The sequence below is a fragment of the Micromonospora alfalfae genome (genome assembly GCF_022230925.1).
GTDB lineage: Bacteria > Actinomycetota > Actinomycetes > Mycobacteriales > Micromonosporaceae > Micromonospora > Micromonospora alfalfae.
Map to the genome: position 1 here is coordinate 280,073 of NZ_JAKKFH010000004.1, position 25,297 is coordinate 305,369.

Annotated in this window: 34 protein-coding genes and 1 tRNA gene; 20 read left to right on the forward strand and 15 right to left on the reverse strand. The window is 70.4% G+C overall.

What is annotated here, in order from left to right:
- Nucleotides 1-22: 22 nt before the first annotated feature.
- Genes MED01_RS03635 through MED01_RS03650 form a run of 4 tightly spaced genes read left to right on the forward strand, consistent with a single transcriptional unit; the run spans nt 23 to nt 1,753 of the window.
- Nucleotides 23-442: a hypothetical protein gene (locus MED01_RS03635; protein ID WP_238667123.1), complete on the forward strand. Its 420-nt coding sequence runs from the start codon at nt 23-25 to the stop codon at nt 440-442.
- Between the two features lie 2 nt (nt 443-444).
- The gene (locus MED01_RS03640; RefSeq protein ID WP_238667124.1) at nt 445-1,245 is read left to right on the forward strand and encodes a hypothetical protein; all 801 of its coding nucleotides are present in this window, start codon (nt 445-447) and stop codon (nt 1,243-1,245) included.
- Nucleotides 1,242-1,526, forward strand: coding sequence for a hypothetical protein (locus MED01_RS03645; protein ID WP_238667125.1), 285 nt, complete (start codon nt 1,242-1,244; stop codon nt 1,524-1,526). The genes MED01_RS03640 and MED01_RS03645 overlap by 4 nt, the downstream gene beginning before the upstream one ends.
- Entirely contained in the window at nt 1,523-1,753 is a 231-nt protein-coding gene (locus tag MED01_RS03650; protein WP_238667126.1) for a hypothetical protein, read from the forward strand. The genes MED01_RS03645 and MED01_RS03650 overlap by 4 nt, the downstream gene beginning before the upstream one ends.
- Here the strand turns inward: MED01_RS03650 and MED01_RS03655 are convergent.
- On the reverse strand, nt 1,750-2,004 hold the full coding sequence (locus tag MED01_RS03655) for a hypothetical protein (RefSeq protein WP_238667127.1): 255 nt from the start codon (nt 2,002-2,004) through the stop codon (nt 1,750-1,752). The two genes, MED01_RS03650 and MED01_RS03655, sit on opposite strands and share 4 nt — an antisense overlap.
- A gap of 23 nt (nt 2,005-2,027) precedes the next feature.
- Between MED01_RS03655 and MED01_RS03660 the strand changes: the two genes are divergently transcribed.
- On the forward strand, nt 2,028-2,375 hold the full coding sequence (locus MED01_RS03660) for a hypothetical protein (protein WP_238667128.1): 348 nt from the start codon (nt 2,028-2,030) through the stop codon (nt 2,373-2,375).
- A 144-nt stretch (nt 2,376-2,519) separates the two neighbouring features.
- Here MED01_RS03660 and MED01_RS03665 read toward each other — a convergent pair whose 3' ends face one another.
- The 3 genes from MED01_RS03665 to MED01_RS03675 form a co-directional block, all read right to left on the reverse strand.
- The gene (locus MED01_RS03665) at nt 2,520-2,729 is read right to left on the reverse strand and encodes a hypothetical protein (protein ID WP_238667129.1); all 210 of its coding nucleotides are present in this window, start codon (nt 2,727-2,729) and stop codon (nt 2,520-2,522) included.
- Between the two features lie 145 nt (nt 2,730-2,874).
- A complete protein-coding gene (locus MED01_RS03670) occupies nt 2,875-3,396 on the reverse strand; it encodes a GIY-YIG nuclease family protein (protein ID WP_238667130.1) in 522 nt (173 codons plus the stop codon).
- Nucleotides 3,393-3,659, reverse strand: a complete 267-nt coding sequence (locus MED01_RS03675; protein WP_238667131.1) for a helix-turn-helix domain-containing protein — start codon at nt 3,657-3,659, stop codon at nt 3,393-3,395. Before MED01_RS03675 ends, MED01_RS03670 begins: the two co-directional genes overlap by 4 nt.
- Nucleotides 3,660-3,787: 128 nt before the next feature.
- Between MED01_RS03675 and MED01_RS03680 the strand changes: the two genes are divergently transcribed.
- From MED01_RS03680 to MED01_RS03730, 11 genes are all read left to right on the forward strand, one after another.
- Nucleotides 3,788-3,949: a hypothetical protein gene (locus tag MED01_RS03680; protein ID WP_238667132.1), complete on the forward strand. Its 162-nt coding sequence runs from the start codon at nt 3,788-3,790 to the stop codon at nt 3,947-3,949.
- Nucleotides 3,949-4,137 carry a hypothetical protein gene (locus MED01_RS03685; RefSeq protein ID WP_238667133.1) on the forward strand — a complete coding sequence of 63 codons (189 nt, stop codon included), beginning with the start codon at nt 3,949-3,951 and terminating at the stop codon, nt 4,135-4,137. Before MED01_RS03680 ends, MED01_RS03685 begins: the two co-directional genes overlap by 1 nt.
- Nucleotides 4,138-4,394: 257 nt before the next feature.
- Nucleotides 4,395-4,625, forward strand: coding sequence for a hypothetical protein (locus tag MED01_RS03690; protein WP_238667134.1), 231 nt, complete (start codon nt 4,395-4,397; stop codon nt 4,623-4,625).
- Nucleotides 4,625-4,777 (forward strand): hypothetical protein, encoded by a 153-nt coding sequence (locus MED01_RS03695; protein WP_238667135.1) that lies wholly within the window; start codon nt 4,625-4,627, stop codon nt 4,775-4,777. Before MED01_RS03690 ends, MED01_RS03695 begins: the two co-directional genes overlap by 1 nt.
- Nucleotides 4,774-5,211, forward strand: a complete 438-nt coding sequence (locus tag MED01_RS03700; RefSeq protein WP_238667136.1) for a hypothetical protein — start codon at nt 4,774-4,776, stop codon at nt 5,209-5,211. The genes MED01_RS03695 and MED01_RS03700 overlap by 4 nt, the downstream gene beginning before the upstream one ends.
- Nucleotides 5,211-5,540 (forward strand): hypothetical protein, encoded by a 330-nt coding sequence (locus MED01_RS03705; protein ID WP_238667137.1) that lies wholly within the window; start codon nt 5,211-5,213, stop codon nt 5,538-5,540. Before MED01_RS03700 ends, MED01_RS03705 begins: the two co-directional genes overlap by 1 nt.
- Nucleotides 5,537-6,745, forward strand: coding sequence for a hypothetical protein (locus MED01_RS03710; protein ID WP_238667138.1), 1,209 nt, complete (start codon nt 5,537-5,539; stop codon nt 6,743-6,745). The genes MED01_RS03705 and MED01_RS03710 overlap by 4 nt, the downstream gene beginning before the upstream one ends.
- 3 nt (nt 6,746-6,748) lie before the next feature.
- The gene (locus MED01_RS03715; RefSeq protein WP_238667139.1) at nt 6,749-6,898 is read left to right on the forward strand and encodes a hypothetical protein; all 150 of its coding nucleotides are present in this window, start codon (nt 6,749-6,751) and stop codon (nt 6,896-6,898) included.
- A complete protein-coding gene (locus MED01_RS03720; RefSeq protein ID WP_238667140.1) occupies nt 6,898-8,625 on the forward strand; it encodes a putative type IV secretion/conjugal transfer ATPase in 1,728 nt (575 codons plus the stop codon). The genes MED01_RS03715 and MED01_RS03720 overlap by 1 nt, the downstream gene beginning before the upstream one ends.
- 562 nt (nt 8,626-9,187) lie before the next feature.
- The gene (locus MED01_RS03725) at nt 9,188-10,150 is read left to right on the forward strand and encodes a hypothetical protein (protein WP_238667141.1); all 963 of its coding nucleotides are present in this window, start codon (nt 9,188-9,190) and stop codon (nt 10,148-10,150) included.
- A gap of 126 nt (nt 10,151-10,276) precedes the next feature.
- Nucleotides 10,277-10,609, forward strand: coding sequence for a hypothetical protein (locus MED01_RS03730; RefSeq protein WP_238667142.1), 333 nt, complete (start codon nt 10,277-10,279; stop codon nt 10,607-10,609).
- 3 nt (nt 10,610-10,612) lie between these two features.
- On the opposite strand, the gene MED01_RS03735 is transcribed toward MED01_RS03730, so the two are convergent.
- Nucleotides 10,613-11,545, reverse strand: a complete 933-nt coding sequence (locus MED01_RS03735; protein ID WP_238667143.1) for a tyrosine-type recombinase/integrase — start codon at nt 11,543-11,545, stop codon at nt 10,613-10,615.
- Nucleotides 11,546-11,653: 108 nt separating this feature from the next.
- A tRNA-Thr gene (locus MED01_RS03740) sits at nt 11,654-11,727 on the reverse strand.
- 342 nt (nt 11,728-12,069) lie between these two features.
- On the opposite strand from MED01_RS03740, the gene MED01_RS03745 reads away from it, so the two are divergent.
- Complete coding sequence (locus MED01_RS03745) at nt 12,070-13,161, forward strand: ABC transporter ATP-binding protein (protein ID WP_091403085.1); 1,092 nt, start codon at nt 12,070-12,072, stop codon at nt 13,159-13,161.
- A gap of 142 nt (nt 13,162-13,303) precedes the next feature.
- On the opposite strand, the gene rlmB is transcribed toward MED01_RS03745, so the two are convergent.
- Both rlmB and cysS read right to left on the reverse strand, forming a co-directional pair.
- A complete protein-coding gene (gene rlmB / locus MED01_RS03750; protein WP_238667144.1) occupies nt 13,304-14,437 on the reverse strand; it encodes a 23S rRNA (guanosine(2251)-2'-O)-methyltransferase RlmB in 1,134 nt (377 codons plus the stop codon).
- A complete protein-coding gene (gene cysS, locus MED01_RS03755; protein ID WP_238667145.1) occupies nt 14,437-15,852 on the reverse strand; it encodes a cysteine--tRNA ligase in 1,416 nt (471 codons plus the stop codon). Before cysS ends, rlmB begins: the two co-directional genes overlap by 1 nt.
- A gap of 339 nt (nt 15,853-16,191) precedes the next feature.
- Between cysS and MED01_RS03760 the strand changes: the two genes are divergently transcribed.
- Nucleotides 16,192-16,800, forward strand: a complete 609-nt coding sequence (locus MED01_RS03760) for an IclR family transcriptional regulator (RefSeq protein ID WP_238667172.1) — start codon at nt 16,192-16,194, stop codon at nt 16,798-16,800.
- 534 nt (nt 16,801-17,334) lie between these two features.
- Here the strand turns inward: MED01_RS03760 and MED01_RS03765 are convergent.
- On the reverse strand, nt 17,335-17,475 hold the full coding sequence (locus MED01_RS03765) for a hypothetical protein (protein ID WP_238667146.1): 141 nt from the start codon (nt 17,473-17,475) through the stop codon (nt 17,335-17,337).
- 405 nt (nt 17,476-17,880) lie between these two features.
- Here MED01_RS03765 and MED01_RS03770 point away from each other — a divergent pair, with 405 nt between their 5' ends.
- Nucleotides 17,881-18,486 (forward strand): endonuclease domain-containing protein, encoded by a 606-nt coding sequence (locus tag MED01_RS03770; protein ID WP_238667147.1) that lies wholly within the window; start codon nt 17,881-17,883, stop codon nt 18,484-18,486.
- A 277-nt stretch (nt 18,487-18,763) separates the two neighbouring features.
- Here the strand turns inward: MED01_RS03770 and MED01_RS03775 are convergent, their stop codons facing one another.
- The 3 genes from MED01_RS03775 to MED01_RS03785 all read right to left on the reverse strand — a co-directional run bounded on the left by MED01_RS03775 (nt 18,764) and on the right by MED01_RS03785 (nt 22,458).
- Entirely contained in the window at nt 18,764-20,458 is a 1,695-nt protein-coding gene (locus tag MED01_RS03775; protein WP_238667148.1) for a S8 family serine peptidase, read from the reverse strand.
- A gap of 266 nt (nt 20,459-20,724) precedes the next feature.
- Entirely contained in the window at nt 20,725-21,420 is a 696-nt protein-coding gene (locus tag MED01_RS03780) for an HAD family hydrolase (RefSeq protein ID WP_238667173.1), read from the reverse strand.
- 81 nt (nt 21,421-21,501) lie between these two features.
- Nucleotides 21,502-22,458: an EamA family transporter gene (locus MED01_RS03785; RefSeq protein WP_238667149.1), complete on the reverse strand. Its 957-nt coding sequence runs from the start codon at nt 22,456-22,458 to the stop codon at nt 21,502-21,504.
- An 86-nt stretch (nt 22,459-22,544) separates the two neighbouring features.
- Here MED01_RS03785 and MED01_RS03790 point away from each other — a divergent pair, with 86 nt between their 5' ends.
- On the forward strand, nt 22,545-23,090 hold the full coding sequence (locus MED01_RS03790; protein WP_238667150.1) for a CGNR zinc finger domain-containing protein: 546 nt from the start codon (nt 22,545-22,547) through the stop codon (nt 23,088-23,090).
- On the opposite strand, the gene MED01_RS03795 is transcribed toward MED01_RS03790, so the two are convergent.
- From MED01_RS03795 to MED01_RS03805, 3 genes are all read right to left on the reverse strand, one after another.
- On the reverse strand, nt 23,057-23,656 hold the full coding sequence (locus MED01_RS03795; RefSeq protein ID WP_238667151.1) for a GNAT family N-acetyltransferase: 600 nt from the start codon (nt 23,654-23,656) through the stop codon (nt 23,057-23,059). The genes MED01_RS03790 and MED01_RS03795 overlap by 34 nt on opposite strands.
- A 96-nt stretch (nt 23,657-23,752) precedes the next feature.
- Entirely contained in the window at nt 23,753-23,935 is a 183-nt protein-coding gene (locus MED01_RS03800; RefSeq protein WP_238667152.1) for a DUF397 domain-containing protein, read from the reverse strand.
- Entirely contained in the window at nt 23,926-24,738 is an 813-nt protein-coding gene (locus tag MED01_RS03805; RefSeq protein WP_238667153.1) for a helix-turn-helix domain-containing protein, read from the reverse strand. Before MED01_RS03805 ends, MED01_RS03800 begins: the two co-directional genes overlap by 10 nt.
- Nucleotides 24,739-25,297: the final 559 nt, after the last annotated feature.

Genomic DNA, 25,297 nt, shown 5'->3' on the forward strand with positions numbered 1-25,297 from the left:
GCCGTTAGCCGCTGGTGACACGGTGGTGTCGTCGATCGCCCCCGGCTGGGTGGGTGAGACGTTGCGGGGCTCGGGCGCGTCCGTGGGCCCGTTCACGACCACCGAGACGGTGGTGACGTCGTTTACCTTCACCGCCGTGGGGGTGGCCCGGTACCGGGTGATCGCGCATCAGCATGTGCGGTCGTCGGTGGCGGGCGACACGGTGCAGTTGCGTCTGCGCCGGGAGGCCGGCGGGACGCTGACCACCGCGGGTACTCAGTTCGACACGATCAACCAGGGGTGCTTGACCACCAACTTGGTCGCGGTGCTGTTGGGCACGTTCACGAACGTGTCGGGGCAGGTCACGGTGGGTGTGACGGCGGCGCGCCTGTCGGGCACCGGGAACATCACGATGGACGGTTTCAGCACCGCCGCGTCGAAGCTGCTCGTGGAGAGGTGCTGACGATGGCCCGTGCAGCGAACATGCAGGCCCTGACCGCCGACGTCCGCCGCGAGTGGCCTGGTGTGGTGGTCTACGGCATCGGCGACGATGCCCACAAGAAGAGCAAGTCCGGGCACAACGAGGACGACACCCCGGGCAGCAAGCCTGAGCTGGAGGACTCCGACAGCCGCCCGGAGCACCGGGCGGTCGACATCATGCTCGGCAAGGCGTTCATCAAGGCTGACGCGGACGCGCTGGTGGCGCGGCTGCTCGCCGACCCGAAGGCCCGCGCCCGCCTCTTCTACATCATCTGGAACGGCTACATCTGGTCGCGGTCCAACGGGTGGAAGAAGACGAAGTACACCGGCAGCGACCAGCACCGAGACCACGTCCACGCCTCGGGCTGGGCGGCCGACGACGAGAACACCGCGAGTTGGCCCGCCGTGGCCGTGACAACGATGGAGGTGCCCGACATGACCCCGGAAGAGCACAACTGGCTGGCCACCGTCCACAAAAACCTCACGATGCTGGACGGCCGCAACCCGATCGGGCAGATCTACACCCGCATGTCGACGGGCGAGGACGCCACCGACGCGAAGTACGTGCCGGAGACGCCGACGCTCAAGTCCCTCGGCAAGCAGCTCACCGCGTTGCAGACCGCGCTGACCTCTCTGGCCGGCCGGGACTTCACCGACGAGCCGGCGATCGTCGCCGGGGTGCTTGCCGGCCTCGACGCGACCGCCATCGCCGCCGCGATCCCGCCCACCATGGCCAAGCAGGTCGCCGACGAGCTGGGCCATCGCCTGGGGCAGGCACGTGAGTGAGGCTGGAGCGACTCACCCGGGCACTACGCGACCTCGGCTGCGTCCTGGTCGGCCTGGGGGTGATCGTCCACCAAACCGTGCTGGTGGCACCGGGGCGGGCCAGCGAGGCGCTGCTCGTCGCAGCGGTCACCCTGCTGACCGGTCCGGCCGTGGGCGGGGTGCTGGGGCTGCGACGCGAGGCGGTGACATCTGGCGGATCTGGCTCTCCGTCGCCGCCGTCATCCTCGCCGCCGTCATCATCACCGCAGCCCCCCACGTCCGGGGCGGGTGATCAGGGATGACGTTCCGCGCCTGGCAAACCCTGGTCGTGGCGTTGGTTTTCGCGAGCCTCATCGGCGCTGCGTCGATCTTGTATACGAACCGTTCGGCGCGAGAGTCGGAGCAGAAGTGGTGCGGGATCGTCTCCACCTTGGATGACGTGTACTCCAACAGCCCGCCGCAGACCCCGGTGGGGCAGGACATGGCGGAGCAGCTCCGGCAGTTGCGCACCGACTTCGGCTGCGACTAGTACGCGTCTGGTTGGCGTATCCGCCACCGGCCGTACTGCTCACCGTCGGCGTACACCCGTGCCATCTCAGCGCGCGCCCCGGCCTCGTCAGGCCAGTCGACCATCGTCGTCTCCGCCTCGGCGGGGCTGTTCAACCGCACCTCCCAGCCCGTGCCGTCCATCCGCTCGAACAGCCTGATCAGGGCCAGCGGGCGGTGCGGGTCGTCGCCGTACAACCAGCCCGCCTCGCGGAGCTGCGGAAACCCAGCCATGACCACACACCCTAGGAGATCCCGTGAAGCTGTTCGGCAGAGAGCCGGCGCTCATCATCGGTGCCGTCGGCGCCGTGCTCACCGTGCTCGCCTCCCTCAACGTGCCCGGCATCGACGCCGGAGCCGCCGCCGCGATCACCGCGTTCGTGTCGGCGCTGCTCATCGCGCTCAGCACCCGGCCGTGGGCTCCGGCCCTGTTCACCGGTGTCGTCGCAGCCGGGGCGGCGCTGGTCGCCGAGTACGGCATGAACGTCCCGGACGGTGTCACCGGCGCCCTGTCGGCGGCGGTGCTGGCCGGGTTCGCCCTGTTCGGCATCCGCCCGCAGGTCAGCCCCGTCGAGCCGGCTGGAAGCACCGCCCGCACGGCGTAGACTGGGTGGCGCAGCCGGCAAAGTTGCACTCCCGCGATGGGCAGTCGAACGCCCCGCTCACCTTCGGGTGGGCGGGGCGTCTTCGTGCGTTCAGGGGCGGAGAGGTAAGCGGTTTCCTGCGGGTGGGCCGGGGCCCCGGGCGGGTCAGCCCGCCAGCGCCATCTCCCGGTCGCCCTCGGCCCGGTACGCCTCGTCGTCGCGCAGCGCCTGGGCGTCGATCTTGGCCTGGCGGCGCCGGTGGCGGAGGCAGGGGGCGCAGATGTCGATCAGCCCATCCTCATCGCCCGGGTAGTAGGGGTCCTCGTGCCGCCCGCCCTCTTCGCCGCATCCCTCGCAGTAGATGGTGATCGCCATTTCCGTCTCCCCTGCTCGCCCTGCCTGTACCTCAAGTGTAGTGGGTACCTAGGCAGTTTGCCAAGGTACCCACTACGGCAACTTCGATCCCAACGACAGCGCCCCCACCGCCGTTGGGCAGTGGGGGCGCTCTGTCGCGTCCGGGTCAGGCCGCGTTGGTTCTGCGCGGCCCAAGCCGTCGGTTCAGCGTCGCCCTGCTGATACCCGAGCGATCACAAAGGAGAACGTCCGGGACGCCCCCGTTCCGAGCCACCTCGACCACCTCCCACAGCTTGCGATCCGCTTCATCCGCCAGCTCACCAGCGCTCACCGCATCCAGGAGCAGCTGCTCCTGGTGCGGGGTCAGTACGGTGACCGGCCGACCCCATGGCCGCTTCGGGTCCCTGATGAAGCGTGCGTTCCCGTCGGCGTCGGCGGTGACCACGTTGTGCAGGGGCCGCTCGTCGCGCACGGCCGGCAGCTCGACCGCCTCAGCCTCGGCTCGACTGTCAAACCACGTCAGGGTGGTCTGGGTGTGGTCGACCTCGGGCCACCAGGGCTTGTCCTCGCTGTGGCGGGTGAAGCGGACCGGCGGGTTGACGGTGATGCCTATATAGAGCAGCCGGCCAGTGCGGTCGTAGAACCGGTACAGGCAGGTGGGGACGTCAACCGGTGCTGCACTGGTCACTCCGTCACCTCCACCACCGGCTTAGGGCCCTTGCCGCCGCCCGGCCTGCCTTCGAGGATCTGCTGGATGCGGTTGCGGTGCAGTCCCAGTTCCTTGGCGATGTCGGCGTAGCTCATGCCTCGGGTCTTCATCTCCACCACGGCCTCTTGGCGGATCTTCCGTAGCCGCGCCTGCCATCCGGGGACGGCCGCGAGCCGCACCCCTGCCTGCCTGGCCCGCTCGGCAGGATCGGTGATCTGCTCGACGTCGTCGATGTCGGCCAAAGGATTCTCCACTCCGTGATCGTAAGGGGTGCCCTTGCAGCCATCACTGTAGTGGGTACCTTGACGCTCATGCAAGGTACCCACTACAGTCGGAGGGGCCACAGCGAAACGACCCCAGGAGGAACGAGATGGCGAAGGCCGACAAGCAGGCAGCGATCCAGGAGCACAAGGCGGCCCGCGAGAACCTGGAGCGGGTCAGCAGCAAGATCACGGAGGAGACGCCGGAGTACCTGGCGGCGAACGACCGCGTCATCGCCGCCGAGAAGAACGTCCCCTGGTACCGCCGCTGATGGCCTGGGAGGACCGGACCCCGGACGAGAAGAAGCGGGCGCGCACCGAGGCTCGCCGCTACAAGGCCACCGACGACAACCACACCTACGAGGTCACGACCAGCAAGGGCACACGGCTCACCGCCAGCGGCATCAACTCCGCGAAGGCCCTCGCCGGCAAGGACGGCACGTACCGCAAGAAGAGCTGACGACCTGCGTACCCCGCCCGGGCTGCTGGTCCGGGCGGGCAGCGGAGGCCGCCAAGCAGGCGACCGAGACCAGGAGGAACGACGTGAGGACGTGCTGGCACTTCTGGCGCTGGCGTCACAAGCACCAGGGCGGGACGCACTGCGTGCCGTGCTGCGTCTACCGCCCCTACCGCTGACCACAACGTAGGCGGCCCCCGGCCAGGCGATTCCGCCGCCGGCCGGGGGCCTTTAGACCGGACCGCTAGGAGGCCCGACCCATGCACATGATCCCCGACACCAGCCCGCCCGCGCAGCCCACCGAGTTGTGGCGAGTCGACGTCATCGTCGGCGAGACACGGATCGACAGCGCCTACTTCAGTGCCACCGACGACGAGGTGGACATGGTCGCCCTCGGGATCGTCGTCGCGCAGGGCGGCGACAGCGGCGACGTCCACCAGTACAGCGACGGCACGAACGGCATCTACTACAGCACCGTGGTGGTGAAGTGATGGCCGCCATCGACCGTTTCGTGAAGCGCACCGTCCTGCTGTGCGCCGTCGCCGCCGCGTTCGCCGTCGGCTACAACCACACCACCCAGCCGTGTGACATCGGCGCGGCCGGCATGTGCATCACCACCGCCCAGGCTGGGGGTGCGCGATGAAGGCGTCGCTGATCTCCGGGCACCTGCTGTGCGCCGTCGCCGGCATCGTGGTGTGGCAGGTCGCCATCCACCTGCCCACCGACCAGCCGGGCGTCGAGCTGATCGCCGCTGGCGTTGTCGGCCCGCCCCTGTTCGCCGCGATGTCGCTGGGCCTGATCGCCCTCGCGGGCGGCGGGAAGCCGGCCGCAGAGCCGGTGCCTGTACCGCGCCGTGCGGTCGGCCAGCAGCAGCGAAGGGAGCTGACCCGAAGCCACCCCTCCGACATGCCGATCGGCACCGTCATCACCCTCGCGGCCGTGGTGGCGACGAAGGAGTACCCGTCCGACCGGCACCCGTGGCCGTGGACCTCCGACGGCGTGGCGTACACCGACGAGTGGGCGGCTGGGCTGCTCACCAACGGTGGATGCGTCCGCACCCCGGAGGTGGCCCGCTGATGTGCGCCATCAACGGCAAGTGCGGCTGCAACCGGGTCGCCGGCGGCATCTGGGAGTTCGTCCTCGTCGGCGGCGCCCAACTCGTCTGGTGGCTGGTGAAGCTGCTCGCCCGCGCCGTGCGGCTGCTGTTCGTCGCGCTGCTCGCCGTGTCCATCTGGGCGTCCCCGCGCGGCTGGCGGCTGGCTCGGCGCGCCTACCGGGCTGGCCGGCACCGCTGGCTGACCCGGCCGGTGGTGCTCGACCAGGTGCCGGTCGCCGCGGTCACCGCCACCACGACCGCCCCCACCCTCGCCGACCTGGGCCTGAAGCAGGAGGCCAACGTCCGATGATCACGTTCCGACGCGCCCCCGTGGACCCGGAGCTGGAGCGGGCCCGCGCCGAGGCCAGCCGCGAGCAGGCCAAGGCCGATCTGGAGCGCGCCCGGCTCCAGGCGCAGATCCAGCGGGAGGAGCAGGCCGCCAACGCCGAGTTCGCCCGCCAGCAGGCCATCGCTGAAGAGCAGGAGAAGCGTCGCCGCGACACCATCCGTCGCGCGGAGAGGGCCGAGCGGCGCGACCGCAACCGCAAGGCCCGCGCCGAATTCATGGCGAAGCTGCGCCCCGTTCTACCGCTGCTGCTCATCAACGGCGGCGCGGCGTACGCCCAGGGCGCCTACGCGTACGAGGAAATCGCCCCCGGCCACTGGAACGCCCCGTCGAAGGTGGCGTTCGCGTTGGCGTTCTCCGCCGCGCTGGAATCCATCGCCGTGTACGTGCAGTGGCACGCCCACGACGCGCTCATGCTCAACGCGCACGCCACCGCCGCATCGTTGCGGCGGGCGTCGTGGGCCATCGCCGGGGTCGTCGGCGCGATCAACTACGCGCACTTCGCCGACGGCATGGCTCCGACCGCCGCCGCCGTGGCGTTCGCGCTGCTGTCGCTGCTCAGCCCCTGGCTGTGGGGGTTGCACACCCGCCGCGCCCAGCACCTGCAATTGCTGGCCGAGGACGCCAACCTGATCGACGAGGGCGGCGTCGAGTTCTCCCCGCAGCGGCGACGGGCGTTCCCGATCCGGTCGTTCATGGCGAAGCGGTGGTCCATCGACCATGGGGAGCGCGACCCGCGCAAAGCGTGGGAGGGCTACAACGCGGAGCGTGAGGCGCGGCGGGTCGAGCGGCAGTTGCGCCGTCACGATGAGGCCGTCAGCAAGACCGTCCCGACGGGCGTCACTGACCCGTCTGACGGCGACTCGCTGACCGTCATCGTGGACGCCGTCGCACCGTCAGAGGAGGTGCCGTCGGACCGTCAGCCGACCGCCATCCAGGCCGTCACGGACACCGTCAGGACGACCATCAAGCGGCCCGCCAAGAAGGCGTTAGGCCACCGTCACCTGACGGTCGCCGAGAAGGTCGCCGCCGCCGTCACGAAGCTCGGCGCCGACGCCACCCTGGCGGCGCTCGTGAAGGAGTCCGGCGTGAGCGAGTCGTCCGTCCTGCGCCACAGGCCCAAGCCTGTCGCCGCCGTCAACGGCCACGACCACACCAAGGAGGGCTGAGACATGGCTGAGCAGGACAAGCCGATGAGGGTGCTCGGCGGGAAGCCGTGGAAGCGGTCCGAATGGGCCGGCACCAGCAGCAACCGACCCACCCCGGCAGGCGGCAAGACCCGTCGGCCCACCGGCCGCACCGTCACCCGAGAGGAGCGCTGATGGCCAAGCACACCGTCACCCGCGTCGCGTACCGCTACCTGTCCGGACGGCCCATCGACGGACGCGAGGGGTACCCGTACCGCCGACGTGGTGCGGCCCGGCTCGCCGGGTGGCAGCGGCAGATGTACCGCGTCGGCGTACCAGCCGCCGCAGGGGTCGTCGCCACGTTCCCCGACCAGGGCCTCACCGCCGCCGGCAGCGTCGCCGCAGTCGCGCTGTGGCGTGGCCGGCAGCGAGTGGTACAACGTCGGTTCCACGCCGCGTACATCGCGCCCACCCTCGCCGCCGTCACTCCGCCACTGGGCATGCAGAACGGGGTGCAGCTGCACGTCGACCCGTCGTTGGGCAACCTCACCCCGCGACTGGCCAAGCCACTGTCACCGGCGGAGGAAGCCCTCCGCGCGTGGTACGGGCACCGGCTGGAGCCAGTCATTCGCTGGCTGCCGGAGCACCTGCAGCGCGGATTGTGGGCGGTACAGCGCAAGGCCCGCCCGCTAACGTCCCGGCTGGAGGTGTTCCGCCGGCCGGCACCCGAGTACGGGCCGCGCATCGAGCTGACCGTCGACACCCCATACCTGACTGGCGATCAGCGGAAGCTCGTCTCATCCATCATCGGCAGCAAGATCCCCGTGTCAGACCTGGTCGAGTCGTGGGACCAGGTAGGGCCGAAGGTCCGCGCCCGGTGGACCGTGCGCAAGCGGCCACCGGCGCTGGTGGGCCACGACCAGGTGCTCGCGCACATGCAGCGGCTGTCCGAGTGGGAGTTCTACATCGGCCAGGGCGCGGGGGACAAGCCCGTGGTCATCTCCCTGCAGGACGACTCCCCGCACATCGCCGCCTCGGCCGGCAGCGGCGCCGGCAAGAGCGTCCTCGCGCAGCTGCTGGCCGTGCAGGTGCTCGCTCGCGGCGGTCGGGTGACCATCCTCGACCGCAAGGGGTCGCACCGGTGGGCTGTTGGCCTGGCCGGGGTGGACTACTGCACCCGACCTGCGCAAATGCACGACGCGCTGATCCGCCTCGCCGCGAAGGCCGACGAGCGAAACACCCTCGCCCTGCACGAGGCGGAGGACTGGGACCCGGGCGAACGTGAGCTGGTCATCTGCGAAGAGCTGAACGCCACCATCGGGCAGCTGGTGAACTTCTGGGCCGAGACGCGCGAGAAGAGTGATCCGAAGCGGTCACCGGCGATCTCGGCGCTGGCTGACCTGCTGTTCATGGGCCGCTCGGCGAAGGTGAACGTGTTCGCGATCGCGCAGATGCTCACCGCCCGCGCCATCGGCGGCCCCGAGGCCCGGGAAAACTTCGGCATTCGCTTCCTGGCCCGCTACACCACCAACAACTGGAAGATGCTCGTCCCGGAGGCGTCGATGCCGCGGTCGTCGAGGACCCTCGGCAGGTGGCAGGTGGTGATCGGCGGGCAGGCCACCGAAGTTCAGGTCGCCTACCTGACCGTGAAGCAGGCTCGGGCGCTGGCTTGTCCCCGGTCCCCGGAGACATTGCAGGTCAGCGACATATCAAGGTCTGCCGGGGACTTTCTGACCCTGACGGACGCGGTGGACGCCGGAGTGCTCCCGTGGACACGTGAGGCGGCCAAGAAGCGCCTGCAGCGAAAGGTGGGCAAGGTGCCCACCCCTCGCGGGAAGCAGGGCACTGCCGACCTATATTCGCGGGCCGATCTGGAGGCGTGGGTGATCAGCAGCACGGCTGATGCGGAGGTTGGTGGATGAGAGGTGGGTGGGTTGGCTGGCTCATGCTGGTCGTGATCATTCTCTGGTATCCGGCGTCGTGTGTAGCGAAGCCGCAGCGGGACTGCCGGCGGTGTGAGGGGCGCGGCGTGCACCGGTCGGAATCGGACCCGACGCTGTCCCGGCGCTGCTGGTGGTGCAAGGGGGTCCCGCGCCGGGACCGGTTCGGCACCAGACTGTGGAACCGGTTCCGTCGGTGATGATCAGCGGGAGGCGGGCACCCTGGAGCGTCGGGGGGTGCCGCCTCTCGCGCATTCACCCTCGACCTACACGGCCCGTATGGTCGGAGTTACGAATAGCGCACACGTAGTAGCGCTCCCAGTACGGATGAACCGGGCAACCAACCCCGAATCCCACCCGGACCGAACGTATGACGACCGACGCCGCAGGTGCAACTTGCACCCGCCGGTAGCAGGATGGTCACCTCGACACGATCAAGACCACACTAGGGAACGCTCCCGCCAGGGATAATCCACCAGGGACAAGCACCACCGTCCGAGTCCCGTTAATCGGACAAGGCACGCACTCGTGGGGGGTGAGGGCCATGCAGAGCAGCAACATCCGCCGTCTCATGCTCGGTGCGCTCTTCGGTGCCGCCGCCGCCGTCGCCTTCAGCACACCAGCCCACGCCGACGACGGACCCCAGCGCCCGGGGGGTGTGCTGGGAGCCGTCGTCGGCGTCGTCGACGAGATCCTGCCCGAACCGTCCGCCGACCCGGAACCGCCGGCTGAGTCTGAGCCGGTGTCGGAGTCCAGCGACGACCAGGCCGAGCAGGACACGCCTACCGAGCAGGCACCCGTCGCCGACGAACCGGCCGGCGACACCACCCCGGAGCCCACGACCCCGCCGAGCAACCCGGTCCGCGACGTCGTCGACAGCATCAAGGACACCGTCGAAGAGGTCGTCGAGGTCGTCGAGGTCATCACCACCCCGCCCGTCGTCGTGACCCCACCGACGACACCGGTCACCACCCCGGCGCCGACACCGGCCACCCAGCCGACCGTCGACACCGCCCCGGTCACCGACGACACCACGGCCACCGAACCCACCACGGACACCGTGGTCGAGCCCGCCGCCGAGACGGCACCCGCCGACCTGCCCGTGGTCGGACCCGTCGCCGGCAGCGACACCCTGCTCCCCGGCCTGACCCCCACCCAGGCCGGGGACACCCCAGACCGCGGACCGCAGTGCACCAGCGACCGGGGCGGCGACACCACCCCCGATCACGGCCGGGGCGTCGTCCGCACCATCACCGACCGGCGCCCCGGACTACCCACCGCCGGACAGCGCGTCCCCAGCAGGCCCTGCCCCGCACCCGCCGGGCCTGACGGCCAAGCCGCCACCGTCGGCTCGCCGAAACCACCGCCGCCCACCGGTGAGCAACTGGTCGCCCTCACCGCCACCGGCGTCTACAGCGCGCCCGTGCTGCACCGGCTCACCCATCTGCGCGCCCGCGGTGACCTACCCGCCGGCCGCAACCCGCACATAGAGCCCGGACCTGCCTGAGTCGTCCCCTGCCCGCAGCGCGAAGCGGGCACGAGCCGGCTCTGGCCGGCGGGAGGCGGGCATCCGCGACACCCGACCTCCGATCACCTCTCCACCACCAGCACAACCCGATCGGAGCTGAATCCCTTGTCTCGTTACAAGACCTGGATGATCACCGGCTGCACAGCTGGATCCGTCAGCGTCGCGCTGTTCATCGGCCTCGCCACGCACGTGTTCCTGACCAACCCGATGCCCAACCCGCGGTTCACCGTTCTGGCCGTCCTCGACATCCTGCTGGGAGTGGGCGCCGCCCTGCTCATCATCGGCGGGAAGATGTGCCGTTGGATCAGCGACGACCGTGAGGAGTACGGCAACCAGCGCTGGTGGAAGGGCTACAGCGCCGCTGTCGAGGACCTCAAGGGCGATGCCACCGTGCACCAGCTACCCGTGCCGCCCGCCCGCAACGGACGGCACGGGTAGGCGCTACAGACCGCCCATCACGTCTACGCGGTCGTACGCCCGGCGGGCCCTCGCCGCTCGGGCGGACGCCCCGTAGTGCCGCAGCATCTGCGGCGAGTCCCAGCCGTTCAGCTCCATCAGGTCACCCTCTGCCCCACCGGCGTCGAGCCACCGGTGCGAGAAGGTGTGTCGGAACATGTGCGGATGCAGCTTCAACCCCAGCCGCTCACCCCGCCGGGCGATCACCTGGTAGATCCCCGATCGGGTCATGCCCTGCTCGTTGCGGCGGACACCGAGCCACAGCGCGGGTAGTCCTGCTGCCTTGTGGCTGGCGCGCACCCGCACGTACCGGTCGAGTGCCTGCGCGCACTTGTAGTCGAACTTCACCGTCCGCTGCTTCGCACCCTTGCCGGTCACCGCCGCGGTCCGGTCCGCGATCGACACGGCGGTCAGAGTCAACCCCGCCAGTTCGCCGAGCCGGACCCCCGTGCACGCGAACATCCGCAGCATCGCCGCGTCCCGCCGCGACTCGAAGTCACGCAGCGACTCGGCGTCTTTGATGAGTGCCTGCATCTGCTCCAGCTCCAGCACCGGAACCATCTTCGTGCCCAGCTTCGGCGCCGACGGCGGCACGAACTTGTCGAAGGGGTTCGGCAGGTCTTCCTCCAACGAGAACCATTTGAAGAACTGCTGGAGGCAGCGCGCGATGTTGTTGCGGTAGGAGTCGGAGTAGTCGAGGTCGTCGAGCGCGACGAAGAACGCGCCGAGATGCTTACGGGTGACCTGGTCCCACGACTTGACGGGCTTGTGCTCCAACAGCCAGCCAGCGAACCAGCTGACAGCGTCGACGTACATCTCGCGGGTGCGCTCGCTGCGACCGCGAATGCGTAGTTCCAGCGCGAAGGAGTCGATGTAGGGGCGTAGGTGCCCCGGGTTGGGCCGGGAACGTTTCACCATTGACACATCGTAGGGGTGCTGATTCTTCTAGGCGAGTGCTGAGTGAGCGGCCAAGCAAAAGAGAAAGGTCGGTGACCTTGGCTGTTATGCCTGGTCACCGACCGTATGAGCCCCCGGCCGGGATCGAACCGGCGACATCTCGCTTACAAGGCGAGTGCTCTGGCCAGCTGAGCTACAGGGGCGCGTGCGTCGAGGTCAGCATAGCGACTGACGTTCGGTAATCCCGATCCCGAGGCCTCCCGAGCACGGGAATCGTCAAGAACCCGACGCAGACTCGTTTGACACGGCGGCGATTGATGTCTGACCGTGCCCGAGTGACCGGAATGCGTAGCCCGACTGGTGGGCTGGGCGGCCCCCCACCTTGGCAGCACGGGTAAACGCGTTTACGGTTCACTGACACGGACGACGACCCGGGCGCCCCCGCGACCGCGCCGCCGTCCGCTGAACCGGCACGGACACGTGCCGGTTGCTCCTTCACTCGGATCGTCCGGCACGTTCCTGCCGGTGAAAGGAAGCGCTTCACCATGGCTACGGTCACCTATTCCAAGGCGTCCCGGGTCTACCCGGGCCAAGAGCGTCCCGCCGTCAACGAGCTGGACCTCGAGATCGGCGACGGGGAGTTCCTCGTCCTGGTCGGCCCCTCCGGTTGCGGTAAGTCCACCAGCCTGCGGATGCTCGCCGGCCTGGAGGACGTGGACGCCGGTTCGATCTACATCGACCAGCGTGACGTCACCCACCTTCCTCCGAAGGCCCGCGACATCGCGATGGTCTTCCAGAACTACGCCCTCTACCCGCACATGACGGTGTACGAGAACATGGCGTTCGCCCTCAAGCTGCGCAAGACCTCCAAGTCGGAGATCGACCGGCGGGTCAAGGAAGCGGCCGGGCTGCTCCAGCTGGAGGAGTACCTCAGCCGTAAGCCGAAGGCGCTCTCCGGTGGTCAGCGGCAGCGTGTCGCGATGGGCCGGGCGATCGTCCGCGAGCCGCAGGTCTTCCTCATGGACGAGCCGCTGTCGAACCTCGACGCCAAGCTGCGCGTGCAGACCCGTACCCAGATCGCGTCGCTCCAGGCCAAGCTGGGCGTCACCACTGTCTACGTCACGCACGACCAGGTCGAGGCCATGACCATGGGTCACCGGGTCGCGGTGCTGCTCGACGGCGTCCTGCAGCAGGTGGACACCCCGCGGGCGCTCTACGACACCCCGGCCAACGTGTTCGTCGCCGGCTTCATGGGCTCGCCCGCCATGAACATCAAGACCGTTCCGCTGAACGAGCGGGGCGCCGAGTTCGCCGAGCTGCAGATCCCGCTGACCCGCGAGCAGGTCGAGGCGGCCCGCGCCGAGGGTGGCGACGGCAAGGTCACCGTGGGCTTCCGCCCGGAGGACTGCGAGCTGGTCAGCCCGACCGAGGGCGGCATGCCGGTCGTGGTCGAGCTGGTCGAGGACCTCGGCTCGGACGCCAACGTCTACGGCCACGCCGCGCTGGGTGGCAACTCGGAGCGCTTCGTCGTCCGCACCGACCGGCGCAACATGCCGAACATGGGTGACACCGTGTTCGTCAAGCCGGTTGCCGGTCGCAGCCACGTCTTCCACGCCGCCACCGGTGGCCGGATCTGACGTAACGCCGTACCGACAGGGGCGGTCCGCTTCGGCGGGCCGCCCCTTCGTCGTACTCGAAGGGCTCTTCACAGTGCCTGGGCGCCGGACGACGAAGGCCCCCTCCCGCGCTCGGCGGGAGAGGGCCTTCGTTCGACGTGCGTTACAGCTCGACGGAACGCCGACGGGCGACCTCGGCCAGGGCGACCGCCGCCGCCACGCTGGCGTTGAGCGACTCGACCTCGGAGATCATCGGGATGCTGACGGTCAGGTCGCAGGTCTCCCCGACCAGGCGGGAAAGACCGCGCCCCTCGGAACCGACCACCACCACCAGCGGACCGACAGCGGCCTCCAGGTTGTAGAGGTCGGTGTCGCCGTCGGCATCCAGGCCGACGACCATGAAGCCGGCGTCGCGGCACGCCTTCAACGACCTTGTCAGGTTGGTCACCTGCGCAACCGGCACCCGCGCGGCCGCGCCGGCACTGGTCCGCCAGGCGGTCGCGGTGATCCCGGCGGCACGACGCTCGGGTACGAAGACACCCTGCGCGCCGAACGCGGCAGCCGACCGGATCACGGCACCCAGGTTGCGCGGGTCGGTGACACCGTCCAGCGCGACCAGCAGCGGGGCCTGCTGCTCCAGGGCAGCGGCCACCATGTCCTCGAACGGCTGGTACGCGAAGGGCGGCACCTGCAAGCCGACGCCCTGGTGCAGCACCCCGCCGGTCATCCGGTCCAACTCGGCGCGGCTGATCTCCAGGTTGGCGATGCCCCGGTCGGCGGCGGTCCGGATGATCTCGTTGATCCGGTCGTCCATGTCGATGCCCTGGGCCGTGTAGAGCGCCGTCGCCGGCACGTTGGCGCGCAGCGCCTCCAGCACCGGGTTACGCCCGACCAACAGCTCCGGGGTGTCCTTGGACGGGTTGGACTTGCGCCCCGGCGTGACCCGAGGGCCGGACCGGCTGGTGGGCTTGCCGCCCCGCCCGCCGCTGGCGGCACCCCGACCGACCGGTACGCCCCGACCGCCACCCCGACCCCAGGTGGTGTCCTTGCTGCCCGGCTGGCCGATCTTGGGGGCGCGCCCCTCCTCAGCCGCCGCGCGACGCTCCTTGTCCTGCTTCCAGGCGGTGCGCTGGGGCAGCTTCTCGGTGCCCGAGTAGCCCTTGTGCCACGGCCGCTCGTCAGCGGGCAGGGTGCGACCCCGCCCGGCCAACGAGTCCTTGTTCTTGCCGCCGGTGCCCTTGGGGGCGCCTGCCTTCGACGTCAGTCGCCGGCCACGGCGCTGCGAGTTGCCGGCCATCAGTCCTGCTCTCCAATAGTCCAACGGGGGCCCTGGGGGGTGTCCTCGACCACCACGCCGGCCAGCTTGAGCTGGTCACGCACGGCATCCGCAGCGGCCCAGTCCTTGCGGCCCCGCGCCTGCGCACGCTGCTCCAGGGCCAGCGCGATCAGGGAGTCCACCACGGCGCGAAGGTCGTCCGATCGGCCGCCACCGGTCCAGGCCGGGTCGAGGGGGTCGACCCCGAGAATATCCAGCATTGCCCGCACCACGGCCAGCGTGGTGCGGACGGTCACATCGTCGCCGACGCTCAGGGCGGTGTTGCCGTCCCGAATGTGCTGTTGCAGCACGGCCAGCGCGGCGGACGTGTTGAGGTCGTCGTCCATCGCGGCGACGAAGCCGGCCGGCAGCTCACCGAACTGCCCGGCACCGACCCGCTCGGCGGCCCGCTGCACGAAACCCTCGATCCGCCGGTACGCGGTGGCCGCGTCGCGCAGCGAATCCTCCGAGTAGTCGATCACCGAGCGGTAGTGCGCGGCGGCGTAGTAGTAACGCAGCTCCACCGGCCGCACCCCGAGCGATTCCACGTACGCCAGGCCCAGCGCGTTGCCGGCGGACTTGCCCATCTTCGCCCCGCCGATGCTCAGCAGGCCGTGATGCACCCAGTAGCGGGCGAACGGCAACCCGGCCGCCTGGGACTGAGCGATCTCGTTCTCGTGGTGCGGGAACGTCAGATCCAGGCCACCGCCGTGGATGTCGAACTCCGGGCCGAGATAGCGCCAGCACATCGCCGAGCACTCGATGTGCCAGCCCGGACGGCCCAGACCCCACGGCGAAGGCCAGTAGGCGTCCGCCGGCTCGTCCGGTTTGGCACCCTTCCACAGCGCGAAGTCACGCGGATCCCGCTTGCCCCGGTCCGGCGCGTCCCCGGCGGACTGCATCGCGTCCGGCGACTGGTTCGACAGCGACCCGTACGCCGGCCAGGACGCCACATCGAAGTAGACGTCGCCGGAGCCGTCACTCGCCGGGTAGGCGTGCCCGTCCGCGATCAACTTCGTGATCAGCTCATGCATCTCCGGGATGTGCCCCGTGGCGCGCGGCTCGTAGGTGGGCGCCAACACGTTCAACGACCGGTACGACTCGGCGAGCAGCAACTCGTTGGCGTACGCGATCGACCAGAACGGACGACCCTGCTCACCCGCCTTGACCAGGATCTTGTCGTCGATGTCGGTCAGATTGCGAATGAAGGTGACCTCATAGCCGGCGGCCAACAGCCAACGGCGCAGGACGTCATAGTTGACGCCGGAGCGAAGATGACCGATGTGCGGCGGGGCCTGAAGCGTGAGACCACACAGGTAGACCCCCACCTTGCCGGCTTCCCGCGGGACGAAGTCCCGCACCGATCGGGTGGCGGTGTCATACAGGCGTAGCGTCACCGTACAAGGGTAGCTGTCCGTGCCTGTCCGGGTCCGCCGGTGCCGGGTCGTACGCTGCCAGGCGTGGATGCGACCGCACGCTCCAGTGGCTCCGGTGACCCGCCAGCCAACCCCACCGCCCCCGCCGACCCGGCACGCAGGCGGGCTTCCGGGCCGACCGACGCAACCTTCGGCCAGGGCTCCGGCTCGGCCGACGCAAACCTCGGGCGGGGCTCCGGCTCGGCCGACGCAAACCTCGGGCGGGGCTCCGGCTCGGCCGACGCAAACCTCGGGCGGACCGAGGCTGGCGCGCGGCGGGCCGACGCGGTTGCGGGGCGGGGCGGGGAGACGTCGCAGACGCTGGACCGGGGGTTGCGGCTGCTGCACCTGGTCGCCGACGCCTCCGGCGGTCTGACAGTGACCGAGGCAGCGAATCAGCTCGGCATCGGCCGGGCCGCCGTCTACCGGCTGGTCAGTGCGCTGACCGGGCACGGCATGCTGCGTCGCGACGGAGACGGTCGGCTGCGCCTCGGTGCCGGGTTGCTGCATCTGGCCCGACGCGCCCAGCCGCTGCTCGCCGAGGGCGCGCTGCCCGCGCTACGCCGCCTCGCCGAGCAGGCCGGCGCGACCGCGCACCTGACCGTCGTCGAAGGTGGCGAGGGCGTCGCACTGGCAGTGGTCGAGCCGAGCTGGACGTCGTTCCACGTCGCGTACCGGGCCGGAGCACGGCATCCACTGGACCGGGGGGCGGCCGGCCGGGCGATCCTGGCAGGTCGCGCCGGGGTGGCCGAGCCGGTGAGCAGCAGCGGAGAGTTGCAGGCCGGGGCGTACGGGGTGGCCGCACCGGTGCTCGGCGTACCCGGCCTGGAGGCCAGCGTCGGCGTGGTAGCGCTCGCCCCGCTGGACGTCGACACCATCGGCCCGCAGGTGCTGGCCGCCGCCCGAACCATCACCACCGCCCTCAGCTGACCCCGACCGCCGCGCCCCACCCCACCGCCGCGCGCCCCACCCCACCCCGCCGCACCGCACCCCACCGCACCCCACCGCCGCGCACCCGACCCCGCGCGGCTTGATCGACTCGGGTTCACGAAAGTCGCGGTATCCCAAGGCCAGCAACCGCCCGACTTTCAGGAACGCGAGTGGATCACCGCCCATCGGCGGCCGCAATGCCCGATTGGTCGGCCGTTCCGACCGCTGCCATAGCACGACCGGCGGGCGGATTCGTGGTTGTCCACAGGTCCAGCGGCAACCGCGGGCGGGGTTGTCCACAGGGGTTTCGGTGGCCAGTCGGTGCTCGGCAGGCTTCTCTGCATGCCCCCACGTCCGCATCGCCCCGATGCCCTGGCCTGGCAGGTCTTCCGCGGCTCCGACGCTGTCCGGGACGGCCTGCTCACCGAACATCAGCTGCGCAACTCTGCCTGGGTGCGGTTGCGCCACGACATCTACGCCGACTCACGGTTGGACCGTGATCACGCCCTCGCGTGTCGCGCCGCCCTCCTGCGGCTACCGCCCGGAGTGGTGGTCGGCGGCCCGTCGGCTGCCTACCTGCACGGCGTCCAACACGCCGCGAGCTTCACCGACGACGTGCACGTCCTCGTGCCCCGACCGTTGCGGGTCGGCCCGCAGCGCGGCCTCAGCGTGCACGTCAACACCATCACCCCGCTCGCGGTGAGCGGGGCCCCGGAGCGAGCCGCGACCCCACCAACCGCACAACGACCACCAACCGCCGGACGAATGCCGATGGCGGGTGGTCCGGCGACCGTTGGCCGACCACCTGATCCCGGAGCACAGACCAACCCAGCACGACCACCAGACCCCGGACCACTGCCCAACCCAGCACGATCACCAGACCCCGGACCACAGCCCGACGCAGGACGGCCGCCAAGCGGGGGGCGAGTGCCAGATACGGGGCGCGCGTCGAGCGCTGGCCGTCCACGTGATGCGGCGCGACCTACGGGAGCAGTGCGCCCACCTGCCGGCCGAATGTCGCCACGGCCAGCGCCGCTGCTGTCCCGCCAGGCCGCGGTGCCTGTCAGAGCAGGGGGGATCGTGACGGCCCACGCGGGCGATGGGTGGGCGGCGGCCGGCCCGCGCAGGTCCAGCGCGCGGGATCTCCCGATCCCCCGGTCCGACCCCGGGCGGGCCGCCTGGGAAACGGCTGTCTGGCTCGACCCCGTCCGGGCGGTCGCCATCGTCGACTCGTTGCTCGGGCAGGGCCTGGCCGAGCGCGACACCCTGGCCGTCATTGCTGCCCGCAATGCCGACCGGCCCGGTGGACGACGGGCGCGCTGGGTCTTCGACCTGGCCGACGGCAAAGCCGAGTCTCCGCCGGAGTCGCACCTGCGCGTGCGGTTGGTGCTGGGTGGGCTGCCACGCCCAGCCGTTCAACATCCGGTACGCCTGCCCGTCGGCGTTGTCCTGCACCCCGATCTGGCCTGGCCGCAATATCGGGTGGCGGTCGAGTACGACGGGAAGTGGCACGCCGACGCAGAACAGCTGCACCGCGACCGCCGTCGGTTGAATCAGCTGGTCGGCGCGGGTTGGCTGGTCCTGCATGTGACCAGCCGTCGGCTGCACGGCGAGTTCCCGGCGGTGCTCCGAGAGGTGCGCAACGCGCTGGTCAGCCGAGGGTGGCGGCGAGGATCGTCAACATGACCAAGATCATCCCGGGTTCCTGAAAGCCGCGCCGTCCCTCATGCACCAACACCGCGCCTTCATGAAACCCGAGTCGATCATGACCGAGTTCAGCCACCGTGCCCCGCAAGAGCGACCGGGACGGCGAGCACCCTGCTCGGACGGCGAAGGCAGGGACCACGGGCGCCAGCCCAAGACGACGGATGCCAGCCCTGGACGGCCGCAGGGCCCGGTCGACAAGCTTGTCGACCGGGCCCCGAGTCGCGGTGGCGGTTGGGCCACCGCAGTGCGATGTGCGCTACGGGCGGGCGTTCGGCTTGAGCGGGGTCTTCACCGCCGCGTAGGCGTCGACGATCCCGTAGCCGTAGAAGCCGTTGAAGTTGACACCACCGGCGCAGTACGCGTCGTAGGTCTCGTCCCGGCCCTCGTTGCGGTACTGCTGGAGGCGCGGCTCCGGGCACGCGTGCTCGGCGGCCGTGCGGTAGAGGTGCTGCTCGACCTGGTCCGGGGACATCCCGAAGCCGGTCCGACCCTGCGCCTTGCCGTGCCGGCTGACGATCAGCGCGGCGACACCAGCGGCGTGCGGGGACGCCATCGAGGTGCCCTGGAGGTACGTGTAGTAGCCGCACTCACCGTTGGCCTTGCACTGCTTGAAGACCGAATTCTCGAAGCCGGGGACGATGTTGCCGTCGGCGTCGACCGATCCTTCCTCCTGAAGCACGTGCTTCGGGTACGAGGACAGGATCATGTTGGCGTCGGTACGGAAGGTGTCGGTGCCGAAGCCGTCCCGGAACCAGCCTCCCGGCGCGGCGACCGAGATCTGCTCAGTGCCGTAGTTGGAGAAGTCCGACTTCTTGCCGGACGGGCCAACCGACGACACGCCGATCACGTGCGGGCCCTCGGTGGGGAGGTCCCAGCAGCTCTCGTTGTCGATCGGCCGGGGGTACGGGTCGGCGCCGTAGTCGGGGCTCGTGACGTCGGTGCGCGGTGCACCCAGGTCCTCGTTGTTGTTGCCGAGCGCGCCGACGAGGGTCACGCCCTTGTTGTGCGCGAAGACCAGCGCCCGCTTCATCGCCTTGATGATGGCCCGCTGCTCGGCCTGGTCCTCGGGGGAATCGGCCGGGTTGGCGGTGCAGTTGTAGAGCCACGGGTCGACATAGAACGACATGTTGACCACGTCGATCCCGGACCGGCCGGCGTAGACCAGGGCGTTGACGACCGGGTCGAGGAAGAAGTAGCCGGAGTCCTGGCCACCCTTGAGCTCGACCAGCGAGACGTTCGGGGCGACGCCGGAGAGTCCGAAGCCGTTGGCCGCGGCGCCGATGGTGCCGGCCACGTGGGTGCCGTGCCCGCCGTCGTCGGTGCCGACCGGGTCGAGGCAGCTCGGCACCTCGCAGGGGCCGTCCACATCGGTCAGGTCGGGCGCGAAGTTGCGCGACAGCGACCAGTTGAAGTTCGGCGCGATGTCCGGGTTGCTGGCGTCGACGCCGGTGTCCAGCACGCCGACGGTCACCCGACGGTCGCCCGGCTCGATCTTGCGAGCCTTGTCGGCCCGGATCATCTCCAGGCCCCAGAGCTTGTCATCGAGCGGATCGAGCTTGGCGCCCTTCTTGGCGGCGCCGGCAGCACCGGCACGAGCACCGGCAGCGGCCAGCAGGTGCTCCTGCTCGACCCGGTCCAACTTCGGCTTGCGGCCGATGGCCTTCTGCTCGGCGGCGCCGATCAGCGTCGGCGCGGCGGTCGCCCTGGCCGCGAAGTCGGCCCGGTCGCTGCTGACCTGGAACATGCCGACCTCATCGGACCGGGACACCACAGTGCCACCAGCTGCCCGGATCGCGGCGACGGCCGTGTCGATGGCGACGCCATCCTCGGCGACGACGGTGAAGGTCCGGGAGTTGCTCGGCGCGGCGTTGGCCGGCACACCCAACCCCGTAGCCGTAAGTGCCAGCACAGCCGCGGTCGCGACCGTACGGGCGGTGAAGCGCTTGCTCACCACATCGGATCCTCTCGTTGAGGGACGTGGCAGCCATCACACAACAACGATCCGGATTACGCCAGTTGAGCGCCCGTTATGGCAGTGAATCCCGCCAGTTCGAGCCGCACCCCGACCGCACAGACACACGCCACACAGATTCACGCCGCACGGACACACGCCACACAGACACACGCCACACAGACACCGGCCGCACAGACACCGGCCGCACAGACACCGGCCGCACAGACACCGGCCGCACAGACACACGCGCCGGCCGCCTCAATCTACTCACCTACCGCGACGGCACCCAGATTCGCCAGCGCGGCCGGCAGCTCGGCCATGCTGGCGACTTCGGCGTCGGGTGGGCAGCCGGGCGGGCGAGGCAGGCCGAGCCGGTTCAGCCACACCGATCGCAGGCCGGCCCGCCGAGGTGCCACCACGTCGTGCTCCCACGAGTCGCCGACGTACACGATGTGCCCGGCTGGCACCCCTGCCGCCGCGACCACAGCGGCGTAGAACTCCGGGGCCGGCTTCTTGGGCAGGCCGTTCTCGTGCGCGTACAGCTCGAAGGTGAACTCGCCGGCGAGTCCGCACCGTTCGGCGCGGCTGTTGCCGTTGGTGGCGAAGCCCAGCGTGTACCGGCCGCGCAGCTTGGCCAGCGCCGGTGGTACGTCAGGAAACGGTCGGGTGAGAGCGAAGCGCTGGGCGAAGAAGAGGTCCGTGATCTCGTCCAGGTGGTGGACCAGCGCGGCGCGGGCCAGCGACCGGGCCAGTGCGGCGCGCCGGATCTCCGCCACCGGGGCGGCGCTCAGTTCGCCGAAGACGGCGCCCCAGTCCGATTCCAGTTCGGCGAGCGTCACGCCGGCCGCCGCGGGTGCGTGTCGCCGCATCTCGTCGAGGACCGCCACCAGCCCACCCGTGACCGCTGGACGCAGGTCCAACAGCGTTTCGTCAGCGTCGAACACCACAGTGGTCAGCACGACACCCACCCTCTCACCGCCAGCGGAATTCGCCGCCTGCCGGCAAGGGCCGGCCATCAGGAGCACACCGACCGCCGACTCTCACCGACCGTCAAGCGCCAGCTCGGGCTCGGGCGTGGCCGGCGCGGGCGATCCGCGCAGCTCGTCGAGGCGTACCAGGGCGACGCCGGCGACGATCAGCGCACCGCCGAACAACTGCCAGCCGTTGGGCAGCTCGTTCAGGAACAGCCAGGCGACCAGCACCGCGAAGAGCACCTCGGTCAGCCCGACGAACGACGACAGTCGGGGCCCGAGGATCCGGGTGCCGGCGATGCCGGTGAGGTACGCGATGACGGCGGCCACCAGCGACAACCCGGCGATGGGCACCAACCAGCTGGTGGGCTGCCCGGCGAAGGTGACCTCACCGAAGGTGGCGTGTAGCGGCAGCAGGCCGGTCAGCCCGATGAGGAGCAGCACGGCGGCACCGACGGCCATTCCACCGCTGGCCAAGGCGACAGAGGGCAGCCGGGGGTCGACCCGGCCGGCGAGCACGAAATATCCGGCCAGGCCGAACGCCGCGCCCAGCCCCCAGAGCACGCCCACCGGGTGGAAGTCGGCGGTGCCGGCGAGGTCGAGCACGAACGCCAGCCCGGCCAGCGCGGCCACCGCCCCGGCGATGGTGAGCCGGCGGGGCGGCTGCCCGTGCCGCAGCCACATCCAGACCACGACGAGGATGATGCCCAGGTATTCCAGCAGCAGCGCGACACCGACCGGCAGGTAGCGCACGGCGTTGAAGTAGCACACCTGGGCCACCGCCACCCCGAGGAGCCCGAACACCCCGATGGCCGCGGCGTTGCTTCGCAGCACGTCCCATTTGCCCCGCAGCGACAGCAGGGCGGGGATCGCCAGCACCAGGGCGGCAATGCCGACGCGGGCGATCACCGCGGACTCGGCAGACCAGCCGGCCTCGATGAGCGACCGTGCGAAGGTGCCGGAGGTGGCGAAGGTGACTGCGGAGAGCAGCGCCAGTCCGACGCCGGCAGCAGGTCGTGACTGCATCTCGCGCTCCTCGCAATGGGCACCGTGTCATGAGCAAACTATCCTTGTACTGATGACGCTAGGCGGGGGCAATGACAGGAGTCAAGTTGCTATTCGCTCATGACACCGAGTGTTCGCTGATCGCCGCCGCGGCGCTGGTGAACACCGCAGGTCGGGACGGCGAGTTGCTGCCCGACATCGCTGCGCTGGACACGTTCTTCGTCCGCCACTCCTACAGCGGCCGGCACGAGCACACCGAGGCCGAGCTGCACGCCGTACGGGAGCTACGGCCCCAACTGCGCCGCATCTGGTACGCCGAACCACCCGAGATCGTCGCGGTGGTCAACGGTCTGCTGCTGGAACACAAGGCGCTGCCCCAGCTCATCGAGCACGACGACGAGCCGTACCACCTGCACGCCGTCCCCCGCGACGCGCCGCTGGCCACCCGGATCGCGGTCGAGGCCGCCATGGCGATGGCCGACCTGGTCCGTACCGGCGAGCTGAGCCGGCTGCGGATCTGCGAGTACCCGGACTGCGACAACGTCGTCGTCGACCTGTCCCGCAACCGGTCCCGCCGGTTCTGCGAGGCCGGTTGCGGCAATCGCGCTGCGGTGACCGCCTACCGCGCCCGCCGGGCCGCCGGTCGCTCCTGACCGACGGTCGCCCACTCCTCGGCCCGCACCTCGTACTCCACCTCGCCCTGCTCGGTGCCCGGAATCGGGTCGTCCCACTGCAGGTGGAAGGTCCGCACGTAGTGCAGCCCGGCCTTCACCATCACCCGCCGGGAGCGTTCGTTGACAGTCATCGTCTCGGCCCAGACCCGACGCACCCCGACGGTGTCGAAGGCGTACCGGACCAGCGCCCGCGACCCCTCGGTGGCCAGCCCTCGCCCCCACGTCGCGCGGCGCAGCCGATAGCCCAACTCGGCCTCGGTGCCGTCCGCCGACGGGTCCAACGCGAACCAGCCCAGGAACTCGCCGGACTGCCGATCATGCGCCGCCCACCGACCAAGCCCGGGATGCCTGTCGTACTGGGCCAGCAGCCTCGGCAACTGCTCGTCGCGCACCGTGGCCAGCGGGGTCGCGACGCCCCCGGTGAGGAAACGCATCACCTCGGGGTCGCTGTCCAACTCGACCAGCGCGTCCACGTCGGCCATCGTCAGCCGCCGCAACCGCAACCGCTCGGTCCCCATCGGCACACCCGCACCATCGTCACCCATGGCCCGGATCATCCGTCCCGCTCCGGACCACGTCGAGCCGTTTATCGGGGCCAGGTGCGCGGAAACCCAGACCGCCGTCGCGGGCGAGGTGGTCGGTCAGCGCGGGGGCGCGGCCACGAAGAGCCGCCAGGAGTACGCGTCGACAACGAGCACGGGCCCGCCCGAGTCCTTGCTGTCTCGCACCCCGACCACGCTCCCCAGATTCGTCGCCACCTCGACGCAGTTGGCGTCCTGGTTGCTGCGGCTGCTCTTGCGCCACTCAGCGCCGATCAGCTCCACGACTCGGCCACCTCGTTCATCAGCTCGATGGACGCCTGCGGGGGCAGGGCCTCACCCAAGGTAGCCTCCCAGACCCGCTGCAACCGCAACAGATCCTTCGGCTGGTCCAACTCCTGGCCGCGAACCTGACAGTCCAGGTAGGCCACCTCCGTGCCGTCGGGCAGGGCAGCGAGCGCGAACTGCCCGCCGAGCCCCGGATACTCCTCGGCGGATCGCGGGACGACATGCAGCCGGACCCGAGGGTGCTCGGTGGCGATGCGTACCAGGTGCAGCGTCTGGTCGCGCATCACCTTCCGCCCGCCCACCCGACGTCGCAGCACCGCCTCATCCAGCACCGCAACGACGTGCGGCGACCGCTCGCTGTGCAGCACCTCCTGGCGGCTCATCCGGTCGGCCAGTCGCCGGTCGACCTCCTCGGGAGCGAGCAGGCCGCCAGCCTCGAAGACCGCACGGGCGTAGTCCTCCGTCTGAAAGAGCCCCGGCACGTAGCGGGGCTCGTACCACCGGAGCGTGCGCGCCTGGGCAAAGATCGCCTGCCAGCCGCGTAGCCAGGGCTGCGCCCGGTCCAGGCTGACCAGTTCGGTGGACATGCGGCCGAAGAGACCGCCGGTGTCCAGGGCGCGGTCGACGAGTTCCAGGTACTTGGCGGTGGGCGGCTGTTGGCCCAGCTCGACGGCGCTGACCATCGACGCCGAGTAGTTGACCGCCTTGGCCAACTCGTCCTGACTCCAGCCGCGTCGCGCCCGCGCCCGGCGCAGCTCCGCGATCAGGAACACCGCCGCCGTCATCTGTCCATCGGCCATGCCCAGCCACCCTCCAACCCGCCGACGATCAACTCCAGCCGACCAACAGAGCCGGCGCGACCCGGGAACAGGGCAGCTACGACAGCTGGGCCGAACCCTTCCGACCGTAGTCGTCTGATCACCAGACTGTGAAGCGCGGCACCGCTCCCCGTCCCCCGGGCCCGGCGGCACCGCACGGGACCGCCTGATCCCCCGTGTCAGGCGGTCCCATCCCCACCCAAGCCGCCCGCCCGACCGCTCGACCGCTCGCCCGCTCGCCCGCTCGCCCGCTCGCCCGCTCGCCCGCCCAAGATCGTGCTCGATCGTGGAAGTAGGGGGGTCCTGACGTGCGGAAACCACTACATCCAGGATCGAGCACGATCTTGGGCGACCGCCGCCGCCGGAGGGCGCGGGGCGCAGGGCGCGCGGGGCGCAGGGCGCGCAGGGCCGCAGGGCGCAGGGCCGCAGGGCCGCAGGGCGCAGGGCCGCAGGGCGCAGGGCCGCAGGGCGCAGGGCCGCAGGGCGCAGGGCCGCAGGGCGCAGGGCGCAGGGCCGCAGGGCGCAGGGGCGCAAGGGCGCA